Raw genomic sequence first — 13,726 nt, 5'->3', positions numbered from 1 at the left:
AAATGGGGCGCTAAAAATGGAGTGGTGAGAAATGAGCAGAGCAAAGCGTTATGCGCAGACAGTGCTCAACGCGCAAACACGCAATGCATTAGCGTTTGGCAAGTGGTAAGGTGATCAAAATAGCGACACCGCCTAGTGCGCTTTGCTTCGCTTCAATTGTCCCTTGGTGCGCATGGATAACGTTTTGACAGATAGCCAGCCCTAAGCCAGAGCCTCCCGTGGCGCGATTTCGCGACTTTTCTAGGCGATACAAGCGCTCGAAGATCTTGCCAAATTCACTTTCCGGCACTGAAGGCGAAGTATCTTGCACGCACAAATGCAACTGCCCATGTGCTTGCCACGCGCTTAATTCAACTCGCCCGGGTTTATCGGTATAATTGACACTATTGTTAATGAGATTCGCCAACACTTGCTTGATGCGATCTTGATCAACGGCGACCCAAGCTGGCGCTGAAGCGATGTTGTCATGCCATTGCAGCTCGTGTCCGGTCACATAGTCCTGGAATTCGCTGCTCCATTGCTTGAGCGCAGGAGTCATATCAAGCTGCTGTGTATTTATCGACAAGCCATAAACATCCGAAACCGCTAACTCATAAATATCACCAATCAAATTACTTAGATCGGTAATTTTGCTACTGAGTTTTTGATAACTCAGCTCGACGTCATCGACTAAGTGATAACGCAATGCGTCTACTTGCAGTTTCAACGCGGTCAAAGGCGTGCGCAACTCGTGTGAAACATCCGCCAGCAGCTGATTTTTCTGTTGTAGTGCATCTTCATACAAGCTGGCAGAGATCACCGCAAGTTTGCGCCGCTGATGTAACACATAGAAAATAAGCAGAAACAGTACCACTAAACCCAAAGTGAGCAAGGTCACTTTTTCCGTGACTTTTTTTTGCTCAACCACCTCTAGTTCTGCTTGTTTACTGGCCTCTTCCAATTTCGCGACTTTCACTTGCTCTTTCAGCAAGTTGATATCGCGCTTGTGTTTTTCCAGCTCTTCAATGCGCAGCTCTGAATCTAATTGTTGCTTGAGCTCATACGCAGCCTTTAAATGAGTGAGGGCAATTGAGTCTTGGCCTAGTTGGTGATGAATTTCACTGAGTAGCCTGTTGTCATCGAGCTGATCTTTCAAAAGTTCGAGTTTTGTCGATATTGCCAGTGACTTACTGACGTAGCGCTCTGCCTCTGTTAATGCTTGATGATCAAAGTAGTAAACTCCAAGGTTGTGCCATACCGACCTCATTTGGAAATCAGCGTTAGAGACTTGTCCTGTTTTTTCAGCTAACAGCAAGCTAGCTAAACGGGCTTCTTGATTATCGAGCTTGTCAAAAATTTGCGCCCGCTGCACATATGAGCGAGACAGCACCTGATGGAAAGCCCCTTGAGCAAAGATATCAATCGCTTTTTGGGTAACATCCAGCGCTTCATCAAGCTTGTTCTGTGCCATGTAAATAGAGCCAATTCGATGGTAATCGTAACCAATATATTCTGTGTCGTTGAGCTTTTTATCGAACACCAACGCTTGCTGATAAAAAGATAATGACTTATCGTAATCTTCTGAGCGGTAGAACAGTTCACCCAAATTGAAATAACTACTCGCTTGGTCTTGCGCATTACCGATTCGCTCAAATAGCTTCATGGCTTTGATTTGATACTCAGCGGCGAGCACCAAATCATCTTGCGATTCATACAACACTCCTAAAGACCCATACATGCGCGCAAGTTCTAGTTCATCACCTAGCGCTTGATAATTTTCTAATGCCAACAAGTAATACTTTTCTGCTTGAGCATGTTGTTTGTCCAGACGGTAAAACCTGCCTGTATGTCGATAAACACGAGCTAGCACAGCTGTATTTTGACCAGCGAGCGGTATCCCTTTAGTTTCAAGCATCTTTGCGGCAGTCGCATAGTTGTTTTTCTTGCGCTCAAGTTCCGCGCCGCTAATCAAAACCTCCAACTGTAATTCGTTGCTAAGCTCAGCCACGGCTTTGTTTAACGCTTGTAACAGGGTGCTGGCTTTTTCAACTTGCGCACTGCGGCGATAAATACTGACCAGTTTTAGCTGCGCATAGACTTTATCCGTGCCACTCAATTCAGTAATCAGCGCCATAACAGCCTGCTCAGCAATAGGGTCTGCCCCCTCTATTTTCGCCAGTTTCGCTGTTATCGATGGCGATGTCTGAGTAACTGTATTGGTTGGAGATTGTGCTTTGGCGTCTGTACTGGTATTTGAAGTTATAGGTTGATGAGCTGTTTCACTGGCAAATGCACTGGTCGAGAGCATGTAGGCAGACAACACAGCACTAATAAAGGCTAAAAAGAAAGGGAAAACCAACCCCAAAAAACAACGTTGAACACTCAATGCCCGCTGAGTTACTTGCATAAAATACAAAGAGATACCTTTTATGATAAGTTGCCTTTGCTAGCCGAAGATTTACTGGTTGGCTCGCCTTTAATTATTCTCAGGCAATGATTATTCGTCTTGTTTATGTCATACCAATTGTAAAGAGGAATTACAACGACGACCAATACCAATTGAGGTAATCTGCGCCGTGAACTAACAACCGAAATACTGCTCAAAAAATAAGGCTTGCTGTAAAAGCAAGCCTTACGAGTACCTCACTGTGCTATCTGCTCAAGTCGCTGTAGCAGCCTTTTCATATTGAAAAGGGGTGTCCTTATCAGCTAACAAAGCGACACTTGGCAAACTATCGCAGTCGGCGACGATTAACCAATGCAACAAACATTAACGCAAATAACACCAACACTGATGGCTCTGATACCACTGACGCTTGACCAAACGACAGCTGACCAAAGGGTGAACTAGCAGTGGCTGAGACATTGATCACGTTATCGAGTAGCGGGGTTGTGCTAAACGCATCAAAAAAGCCATCGTACCCGACACTGTTACTAGAGAGAATATCGAATTCAAAAAACTCGATACCAGCAAAGACATCGTCAACGAGCACTTCAATGGTAAATAAAAACAGATCTGGCATACCAAATTCATCAACAGCTGTGATCGCTCCTTCATCTGGATCAAAGAGTGTTAAGCTATTAAACGATTCGATAACAAAATAGTCGCCATCAATAAATCCGTCGGTTGTATCAATGGTGATTTCGCCAAAGAGATTACCATCAAGTAATATGTCTTGCGTAATTAGCGCAGCGTTTGCGGTTTGAGAAAACATAAAAACCACACTTAGCGCACCAAGTGTTGTTGCTAACCATTTTTTAAAAGATTTCATCATTTAACTTCCTATAAACCTGTAAATGTAAGCTAGGGCATTGCGCCCTAGCGCATTTGTTATTGTTAGTTCTGTACTTCGATTAGCGTGGTCGCTTGAGCGTCACCACTAGCGTTATAGAAAGTAACTGCGCCCATATGCAGGTTACCTTCAACTAAGTTTCGTCCTGTAATGGAAACTCTGTTAAATCGGCCGTCGACAGCACGTGTTGAAGCGCGAATACGCGTCGAGCTTTCTGCCTGATTTAATACCCAGCTATTGACTGTGTAGTCAACGCTTGCTTCACCTGCCGTATCGAACGGACGCATGTACAAGATGTAAGTATCAAGCTCTGCTGGATTATTTCTCGCCTCAGGGTTCATCACGATAATCTGCTCATCGTTACCAAAGTTTTGCGACGTCGCAGCAACTGCGCATGCACCGTTTCTACAGATAATTAACCAAAGGTCAATATCAGAACCTGGCACACTGACCATTTCTTCAGTTAGTCGCACTCTTAACGCTTTAGTGCCTTCGGGTACTGACAGGTAATAACCTTTGTCGAATACTGAGCCAAACGTAAACGGCTCATCAGCATCAGCAGTGTTAGAGAAGGACTCAGATGGCGTTAAGCCAACATAATCAATGCTTGTATCTCCCGAATAAAGCATGTTCACTAGGAACGAACCACGACCACGGCTATTTAAGTCGACAGATACTGCCGCTGGCGCTTCAATCAGGACGATTTCAGCAGGCAAGATCGCAATTGGGCTACGAACAACATGACCATTTTCACCAGTCAAGGTAACAGCACCAAATACCCATTCGCCAACCACCGAGCTTTCACTGCGAGAGAACGTTAGTGCGTAATTGGCTTTGCCGTTGGCAGGCACAACTAATGTGTTGCCATCGGTTGGGTTGTTATCACTATCAAAGGTAGTAATCACCACATCAATACCCGCAGGAGCCTCAACAGAAACGAGATAATTACCACCATTGCCAGTTGCATCAGTAACGGTACGAGTAATGGTTTCAGGTCTGCTTAATTCAGCGATGGCTATCGATGGTAGGTTCAACTGGCTCGCATCAGTGGCAAAACCATCACTACTGATCGTATCACAATCGCCGCCTTCCAATAGACCAGGGATTAAGCCACTTGCATCTTGCCCACAAAGGAAACCAAGGTAATCTAGGAAGTTGGTGTCATAAACAAGGCCAGGATCAGTGGCATCAACAGGTGATGCGTGTCCTGCACCGAAGTTGAAAGGATCTGCTGGCGTGCTGCCATTTGGCTTGAAGACACCTTGATAAGCTGTTGTCATCAAAGCAGATTTCACTTGTGCAGGTGACCAATCAGGGTATTTCTCCATCACTAATGCCGCCATGCCCGCAATGTGTGGGCTAGACATTGACGTACCTGATAAATACGCAAAGTTTTCGCCGTCAGAGTTTGTCCCCAATTGATCAAAGCTGGTCGCTGCTAAAATGCGAGAACCGGGCGCCGTTATATCGGGTTTAATAATATCTGCGGTTTGAGGGTTAGGGCCAATCGAAGAAGAAGAGCTCATGATATTGCCCACTTCGACTGAATCTTCGTCAATAGCGTTATTGGTCATATTCACGGTTACAGGTGTTGGGACTTCAGCAGTCAATGCCGCTAACAATGCCAAACCATCGGCATTTTTAATCATCACACCAGGGATCAGGATATCACTTGTATCGCCACTACCGCCCATTTCTATTGGCGAACGATCGTCAGTGTAAACAACAATACCATCTGCATTGGCTGCTTGCGCATTTCTAAATTTGTCCGTGAAATTACAAGTACCGCGAGCAATCAAGGCAATTTTACCTGTCAAGTCAACGGTCAACGGATCACACGCTGTGTAGATATTGTCTGTACTCTCAGCATTTACCAATTGCAGATCACGGCTCAGCCCGCCATCAGGAATAGGCGGATTAATTGTGCCAACAAATGAGAATACCGAGGTAGAGGCGGCATCAGCAATGTTATATTGAAGTTCGTTGCCGATTAACTTTGAAGTACCATCATAAGTGGAATTACCCACTGTCACCATCCAAGGCATGATATTGCGCACTGAGCCTGGGCCATCTGTGCCTTCGTTACCCGCGGAGCCAGCAAATAGCACGCCGGCTTGAGCCGCTTTCAATGAGGCAATATTTACTGTACTCAAGCCGCCAATAGTCGCGGAGTTGCCAATTGAGTGATTAAGCACATCAACCCCATCGACAACCGCTTGATCAATCGCTGCCACACGGTCTGCTGTGGTACAAGAGCTGGGCCAACAAACTTTGTAAGCGGCAATACGTGCACGTGGTGCAATACCCGAAATAACACCGATATCAACACCTTTTATTGATGCTTGAACACCAGCATTACCGCCGGCTGTACTTGCCGTGTGGCTACCGTGTCCATCGGCATCACGAGCAGAGACGAACTCGCCTTGATCGAATGGAATACCACCACTGGCAGTGAAACCTGTACCGTAATAGCGCGCACCTATTAACTTATTATTACATGTAACGGTTTCGTCTTTAGTAAGCGTTTCATCTGAATACACAACATTATTGTCACCATCGAGCAAAGTTCCAACCGAGCCAACGTTACATTCACCTTGCCAGCCTTCAGGTGGCGCGTCATATGCCCTTTCCGGAATGTTCGAGTCTTCGGCAAAAGCAGGGTTTTCAGGCCAAATACCTGAATCTAATATCCCAATAACAACATTCTCACCCTTCACATCGAGCGTCGGTTGGTTATTTTCGTCAACTAACCCCAAAAAAGCAGGTGTATTTGAGGTATCAATCGAATCAATGCGATCTTCAGTCACCGACAAAACGTCTGGGTGATTACGTAAACCTTTAACCTGCTCCGGCGCTAATTTCGCCGCAAAACCATTAACCGTGTGCGCATAATTGTAAAGTATATCGACATTACCAATATCAGAGGCCACTTGTGCTTGCTTCGCTTTCATGGTCGCGACATAGCGGGTGATATTTGGTGTCGTTGGATTGTATCGGTTGCCAAAACTAGCAACCAACTGATTACTGGGTAATAACTCACCAAGTTCAGATGCTTTCGTAATGCCGGATGCACCTTTTAGCTGTACGATATAAACACCTGATTGGCTTTTACTTTTAGCTGCTAGCCCACTCAGCTCAACACTATCACTAGCGCTGGTTGTGTTGGCATATGCATAATTTGAGGTAACACCGACGGTTAGAGTAAGTGCTGCTAAACTCACCGTTAGCCTGCTTTTAAACTTCATTGCTTTCTCCTGTCGAAGCTTTTAACTTCTATGTGAATTGCGTTCGTCAACAACCACAAACATTGCGCTCGGGCTGCGTGAAAACGGTTTAAAACAACTGCCGTTTTTTTAAGAAGAGAAGTATTTAAGGACTGTTATAATTCATAGTCATACGAGGTTCCTTCGTTTAATTCTTGTTATTGTTAGTTATTTGTAGTTGTTAATGAGTGGCAATACAGCTTAAATAGCAACACCATCACTTTTTTCTGATTGACACAGCAACACCTAGCTGTGAATCAAGCCAGAGTGGGTTACCTCAAGCAAAGTCCGAACCAAATCTCTACACCCCTGATTGTTAAAGCCTTGTTAATTTTTTGATACACAAAGGTAAACAGAAGTGTAAAGTAAGTTGACGCTTTTTTGAGCACACGCTAAGTCTTTGTCAATTTGTTAAAAATCTTTTCCAAGCCATTGTTTGCAGTCAAATATCAATCCAAGTTAACCAAGAGCGAGCTGTTATTGATTGAAAGCCCTCAGCTTTATGTTGTTCAAACGCTGTTCCTGTGAACATTTGCCCCGGTAATCTATGAGGTCTAAATCAGACTAACCATAATCTTGGCTTACATAATCTTGGCTTAGAAAGGGTAAGTGGTTAAGTACTGACTTTGAAACCTCAATAGCATGGTATGTTGGAACGGTTAAGATACGCGAGTGAAGTCGTATGCAAGCTAACAAGCACCTCATAGAGCGCAACTTACGGTTCACTTTTGAAATGATTTATTCATTTACTTTCAAACACTTAAAAGTTTTCAATTATCTAAATACGATATCTATCTACCTGTATTAAACAAGGTATTGCTTATAAAACTGCCACTTAACGCAAATTTCTGTGACCTAACCGCGTCTGCGCTTGAACCGCGATTGATTTCACACTAGTGTTACTTTGTAACAAAAAATAACGATAAATTCGGTGAAACATGAAAAACCTACGCAAAGCAGCGATAGCTGCCTCCTTGATGGTGTCTGTCGCTGGCGTCTCAGCCAAGTCAGGCGACGCAGAAAACAGCTCGCTGTTTACCAGTAAAACTTTTGATGCGATGGAAATGCGCAATATCGGCCCTGCTTATATGTCGGGGCGTATTGCTGATATTGCCGTCGACCAAAAAAATCCGTCAACCTGGTATACCGCGGTAGGCTCTGGTGGTATTTGGAAAACAGTTAATGCCGGAACGACCTGGACGCCAATATTCGACAAGCAAGCGGTTTACTCAACGGGAGATGTCACTATCGATCCGAGTAACTCAGACATTATTTGGGTAGGTACGGGTGAAAACAACGGTGGCCGTCATATCAGCTTTGGTGACGGTATTTACAAGTCGCTCGATGGCGGTAAAACATGGAAAAACATGGGCTTAAAAAAATCTGAGCGCATTTCCGACATTATTGTTCATCCAACCAATTCCAATATTGTTTGGGCGGCAGTGCAAGGCCCATTGTGGACTGGCGGCGGTGAACGCGGCCTCTATAAAACCACTGACGGTGGTGAAACATGGAAGCAAGTATTAACGCCGGAAGACGAATGGACGGGTGTTACCTCACTGTTGATCGACCCACGTAACCCTGACAAACTTTACGCAGCCACTTGGTCACGTCAGCGTAAAGTCGCCATTTACGTAGGTACAGGCCCAGGCTCTGGTATCCACACCTCAGACGATGGCGGTGAAACTTGGGCCGAGCTAAAAACCGGCCTACCCAAAGGCAACATGGGTAAAATTGGTATGGCAATTTCGCCAACGAATCCGGATGTGGTTTACGCAACTATCGAAACCGACAACCGCAAAGGTGGTTTTTACCGCTCAGCAAATCGCGGCGCCAGTTGGGAGAAAATGTCTGACGAAGTCGGCGGTGGTACAGGCCCGCACTACTACCAAGAAATTTTTACTGATCAGCACCAATTTGACCGCGTTTACATCGCCAGCAACTATTCGAAAGTGTCAGATGATGGCGGTAAAACTTGGACGCCGATTAGCACCAAACGCAAGCACGTTGACGATCACGCATTTGCCTTCCACCCAACCGATCCTGATTTTGTCTTGATTGGCTCAGACGGCGGCATTTACATGTCGCACGATCGCATGGAGCACTGGCGCTTTATCGCTAACTTGCCATTAACCCAATTCTACAAAGTGGCTCCTGACGATGCCGAACCTTTTTACAATGTTTACGCTGGCGCGCAAGATAACTCAACACAAGGCGGCCCTTCGCGCACGGCACGAGCAGAGGGTATCAAAAACAAAGATTGGTTCTTAACACTCGGCGGCGATGGCCATCAGCCAGCGACTGAACCCGGTAACCCAAATATTGTTTACTCACAGTGGCAACAAGGTAACCTCAATCGCCGCGACATGAAAACAAGTGAGAATGTTTACATTAAGCCGCAACCACTGCCGGGCGACCCTGCCGAGCGCTACAACTGGGATGCGCCCATTAATGTTTCAGCCCATGATCCAAAGCGCCTTTATTTTGCGTCACAGCGCGTTTGGCGCTCTGACGATCGCGGTGATAGCTGGACACCAATCTCAGGTGATTTAACCAAAAATGGCAATCGTATGCACATCCCGATGATGGGACGTACTTGGTCGGTAGAAGCAGGCTGGGATATTTACGCGATGTCGGAATATCACACCATTGCTAACTTCTCTGAAAGCCCTGTGGATGAAAACATTCTGTGGGTCGGTACAGACGACGGGTTAATTCAAGTCACCACTGACGGTGGTAAAACGTGGAAGAAAATTGACCTAGGTAAAGTGCGCGGCGTACCTGCGACTGCCTATGTAAACGATATCCGCGCCGATCTTTACGATCCAAACACGGTTTATGTAGCGCTTGATAATCATAAATACGGTGATTTTAAGCCTTACTTAATCAAATCCACTAACTTAGGTAAGAAGTGGACATCACTGGCCAAAGACCTACCAGAGAAACACTTAGTGTGGCGCATTGTGCAAGATCACGTGAATAAAGATCTGATGTTTATCGGTACTGAATTTGGGGTTTTCTTCACGGTTGATGGTGGTAAGAAGTGGTTAGAGCTAAACGGTGGCATACCAACGATTTCAACTCGCGATGTGAAAATTCAGCGTCGTGAAAACGACTTAGTGGCGGGTACTTTTGGCCGTGGTATCTACATTTTAGATGACTATGCGCCATTGCGTAATTTAACCGCTAAGGCCATGGAACAAGCGGCAATGCTATTCGCGCCAAGCCGCCCTGTAAAATGGTTCTCGTTAGATACGAATCATGCAAGAACTGACGGTGACGATCGTTATGCCGCGAAAAACCCAGCGCACGGCGCAACATTAACCTACTTCTTAAAAGACAGCCTGCTCACGGCAAAAGAAAAGCGCCAAGCTACTGAAAAGAGCATGGTGAAAGACAAGAAATATCCTAAATACCCAAGCTGGGAAGCGATTGAAAAAGAAAATCAAGAAGCTAAGCCTGCTGTTTACCTTGAAATTACGAACGCCAACGGCCAATTTGTTAACCGCGTCGCAGGTAAAACAACAAAAGGGTTACACCGTATTACTTGGGATATGACCTACGCTAAAAGCACGGCTATTACGGGTGAAAAACAATCGCCTTGGCACCCACTTGCCAAAGGCTTAATGGCAGCGCCGGGTAAATACACAGCGACTTTATATCAGCGCGTTGGCAGTAAAATTAGCCAACTTGCTAGCCCTGTAACGTTTGACCTTAAACCGATTTTTGATGCAGCAATTACTGGTAATACACAAGATGAAATCGTTAAATTCGGTCAAGATGTGGTGGCAGCTGAGCGCCAATCATCAGCAGCAAGTGCCGTACTTAAAGGTATCACTAAGAAAATGGAAGCGATTCGCACTGCCCTTGATCGCACGCCGAACAACATGGCAGCGTTAGAGCAGCAATATGCTGACATTCAAATCGAGCTTAACGCCATCAACCTTGAATTAACGGGTTTAAAATCGCGTGATCGCAAAGGTGCGAAGCCAGCAAACATCGCTAGCCGTTTAGGTTACGCCATGTCAGCAGTACGCTCGTCTTATGGCCCGACTAAGCAGCATCGCGAGCAATTTGGTTATGCACTTGAAGGCCTTAACGCGGTAACCAAGCGCTTGAATGTGCTGGAAGTCACGACAATTCCAGCATTACAGAAAGCCATGAGTGAGGCAGGTGCCCCTTGGACAGTAGGATCTGCACTTATCACACAATAATGCGGTTTTTAACCTCTAAGCCCTTTCACAAGTTTGAGACGGGCTAGCAACCCCAAATGGCGTCTACTTTAGACGCCATTTTTTATGCCCTACGATTTTGAGCAAAGGTTATGCTGCATCTTCACCCACCACATTGATAGAGAAAATAACAACTTGCCCATGTTAATTTTCATTAGCTTGAGTGAGATAAAAGCCAGCAGACGCTCAACCGAATAAGGGATTTGATGACTTTTCCTAAAGTCATGCGTGGCGCCCTTGCCACTCAAGAGTAGAAGTATCTTCCTTCGCTATTATCACCTAGCGCTTACCGCTCATCCTGTTTTTTGACCGCTTATCATTTACTGCAACACTGGCTTTTTCGTTCGCTGTAGATTGTCCCCATCGATTTCACCAATTCAATTGCCAAAATCTTTAGGGAAACAAGATGAAAAAAATATTAGCCACCTTATTATCAACGCTAGTTATGAGTACAGCTGCTGCGGAGCCTAAGGTCGAGCGAGAGCTAGCTCATAACGAGAAAACGTCATTATCTGTGGGACTTATGAGTTTTGACTCTTCCGAGTTAGACGGACAAAGTCTAGGATACGAAACGACACTATTGCGATTAGGTAAAACTCGATTTTTTGGCGAAAAATCTAGTTTATATATGGGGACTCGCTATCTAACAGGTGAAACTGATAACACGATGAATTCAGATCTAACGGAATCAGAGAGTTACGTAGGGTTGAGAATGAGTTTTGGCGGCGATAACTGGCTCTTTATAGAGGAAGGATACCTTGTCCAAAAGGAGCAAACGACCAACCAGTTCTTTCGCGCCAACAGCGATGTCCTGCGTTTCGGCATAGAGAACAACATACTAACTAACTGGTTGTCCGAACATACGCGATTAGAAAGCGGCATTAATATTCGTGTAGCTATTGAAATGTATGACAATTTTGATGAAGACTATGAGGGATATCGCATTGACTTAGGTTATAAAAGTCCATTTGCGTTATTTTACCAGAATGATTTTTCAAATAACGAACCTGTTTTCGGTATTAACTTTACCCACACCTTTAAATAAAGGGGTGGGTAAAGTTAATTGAGCCATTGTATCGTTCGGGATGTTTGTTTATCTTCATCCCGTTGTTGTATTTACATAAATACGGTTTTTTAAATGCTAGTCCCTAGTTTGTATTACCTTCTGCAATTTGTAGTATTTTGTTGTTTGTGCGTTGCGGGTCTGATCTCTCAATTCTTAATCATGCCAGATGTGCAATTTGACTTGTTTTTTTTACTTAACGTATTTATCACCAGTTTCAAGTTTACCCTAATCGCGCATTTTGCTATTCGATTCATATTTAAAAAACTGAATAATCGGTTGGGGAATAAGCTTCGTAAAAAATCGGCTCAAGCAGTTTTGTTAGTGGTGTTATCTATGTTTGCTGCCATTATCTATACCGTCATCGACGAGCCTAGATTTGATACTGCTGTGGGTGGGACCAGCTCAGGGATAAAAGTAAACTCAGGCAATGGCGACTATGCCATCAATAAAAATCAACAAGCTATCCTTGAAACAAGTGCCATGTTTGTTTTTTTCACATTGTGGAGTACCTGCTATCTCGTTGTGACTGGCCGACGTCTAGAGCAACAGATGCAATTAAAACTTCAAGAGCAGCAATTGGAAAACTTAAAAGCGCAAATTAACCCGCATTTCCTGTTCAATTCGATGAATACCATTCGAGCCTTGATTTATGAGGACAAAGACAAAGCAGCCGAAGTTATCACGCAGTTGTCTGAGTTATTTCGATACAATTTATCATCAGCCAACAAAAGTACCGTTACTCTGGACGATGAGCTAACCATCTGCCAACGCTATTTGGCTATTGAGAAAAGTAGACTTGGTGAGCGCTTAAACATTGAGTTTGAAATTTCCCCTAATTTATCGCACGTCCAGTTGCCCAGCATGGCGCTGTTCACTTTGCTCGAAAATGCCGTTAAACATGGCATTGCCCCCCTGACTAAGGGTGGCACCATTAAATTGACAACCACTAGAGAACAAGAGTATTGGCTATTAACTGTCACTAATCCCTTTTGTGCGCTTGCCAATGTCGATGGCGCCAAATTGGGGCTCGATAATTTGCGCCAACGACTCACGTTAATGTTTGGCCAAAGCGCCTGTATTAACACGCGCAAATACGATAACGAATACCAAGCAGTAATTAAGATACCCTATGGAACTTGACGTAATACTCGTTGATGACGAGCGACTAGCAAGAGCTGAACTGCGCCGACTATTAAAGCCTTTTGCACATATGAATATTGTTGGTGAGGCTGAAAATGCCGAGCAGGCAATGCAGATATTGTCTAAGCAAAAGGTAGATATACTATTTTTAGATATCGAAATGCCCGGTGAAAACGGAATAAAGCTCGCCGAACGAATTGCCGCTCAACACAAGTGTGACGCACAAATTGTGTTTTGTACCGCATACGATGAATTCGCTGTTGATGCCTTCTCATTGAACGCCGCTGATTACTTGATGAAGCCTATCAACCCAGCACGTTTGCACCAGTGTTTAAGCAAGTTTCAAACGGCTACTCCTGACACTACTTTGCTCAATGACGACTTCAAACTGATGGTCAAGTTTCAAGATAAGATGAAGATCATCAAGTTATCGCAGATATACCGCTTTCAATCCATTGGTAACCACGCTGCGCTCTATACCACTGAAGGCAAAGCCTATATTCAGAGTTCTTTAAATAAAGTCGAGAAAAGACTCAATACTAACGACTATTTTCGCGTTAACCGCAGTGATATTTTGCGTTTCGATGCCATTGAAACCATAGAGCAGAATGTTAATTCAAGTCTCTTAGCTAATCTGTCTGACGGCGAACAGGTAGAAATTTCCCGCAGACAGTCCGGTCGGTTAAAAGACATGTTTGGTTTTGCAGGGTTTTAGCGGACTTGCGAGCCGTAAATGCCTACGCGAGTCCGCCT

The 13,726-nt window shown here is 44.7% G+C and carries 7 protein-coding genes; 4 read left to right on the top strand and 3 right to left on the bottom strand.

All coding sequences use genetic code 11. The features are described from left to right. Positions 1 to 88 precede the first annotated feature (88 nt). From DXX93_RS02925 to DXX93_RS02915, 3 genes are all read right to left on the bottom strand, one after another. On the bottom strand, positions 89 to 2,386 hold the full coding sequence (locus DXX93_RS02925) for a tetratricopeptide repeat protein (protein ID WP_116006735.1): 2,298 nt from the start codon (positions 2,384 to 2,386) through the stop codon (positions 89 to 91). A 325-nt stretch (positions 2,387 to 2,711) separates the two neighbouring features. Continuing rightward, entirely contained in the window at positions 2,712 to 3,254 is a 543-nt protein-coding gene (locus DXX93_RS02920) for a hypothetical protein (protein ID WP_116006734.1), read from the bottom strand. Between the two features lie 62 nt (positions 3,255 to 3,316). Then, positions 3,317 to 6,517, bottom strand: coding sequence for a S8 family serine peptidase (locus tag DXX93_RS02915; RefSeq protein WP_116006733.1), 3,201 nt, complete (start codon positions 6,515 to 6,517; stop codon positions 3,317 to 3,319). Positions 6,518 to 7,473: 956 nt separating this feature from the next. On the opposite strand from DXX93_RS02915, the gene DXX93_RS02910 reads away from it, so the two are divergent. The 4 genes from DXX93_RS02910 to DXX93_RS02895 all read left to right on the top strand — a co-directional run bounded on the left by DXX93_RS02910 (position 7,474) and on the right by DXX93_RS02895 (position 13,688). Beyond that, positions 7,474 to 10,749 carry a VPS10 domain-containing protein gene (locus DXX93_RS02910; protein WP_116006732.1) on the top strand — a complete coding sequence of 1,092 codons (3,276 nt, stop codon included), beginning with the start codon at positions 7,474 to 7,476 and terminating at the stop codon, positions 10,747 to 10,749. 424 nt (positions 10,750 to 11,173) lie between these two features. After that, positions 11,174 to 11,812, top strand: coding sequence for a hypothetical protein (locus DXX93_RS02905; RefSeq protein ID WP_116006731.1), 639 nt, complete (start codon positions 11,174 to 11,176; stop codon positions 11,810 to 11,812). A gap of 354 nt (positions 11,813 to 12,166) precedes the next feature. Continuing rightward, the gene (locus DXX93_RS02900; RefSeq protein ID WP_181902126.1) at positions 12,167 to 12,973 is read left to right on the top strand and encodes a sensor histidine kinase; all 807 of its coding nucleotides are present in this window, start codon (positions 12,167 to 12,169) and stop codon (positions 12,971 to 12,973) included. After that, positions 12,963 to 13,688 (top strand): LytR/AlgR family response regulator transcription factor, encoded by a 726-nt coding sequence (locus DXX93_RS02895; RefSeq protein WP_116006729.1) that lies wholly within the window; start codon positions 12,963 to 12,965, stop codon positions 13,686 to 13,688. The genes DXX93_RS02900 and DXX93_RS02895 overlap by 11 nt, the downstream gene beginning before the upstream one ends. The last annotated feature ends 38 nt before the right edge of the window (positions 13,689 to 13,726 follow it).

The sequence above is a fragment of the Thalassotalea euphylliae genome, from assembly GCF_003390335.1.
Taxonomy (GTDB): domain Bacteria; phylum Pseudomonadota; class Gammaproteobacteria; order Enterobacterales; family Alteromonadaceae; genus Thalassotalea_F; species Thalassotalea_F euphylliae_B.
The sequence above is the reverse complement of the archived record's forward strand: the minus strand, read 5'-3'. Positions and strand labels throughout refer to the sequence as shown.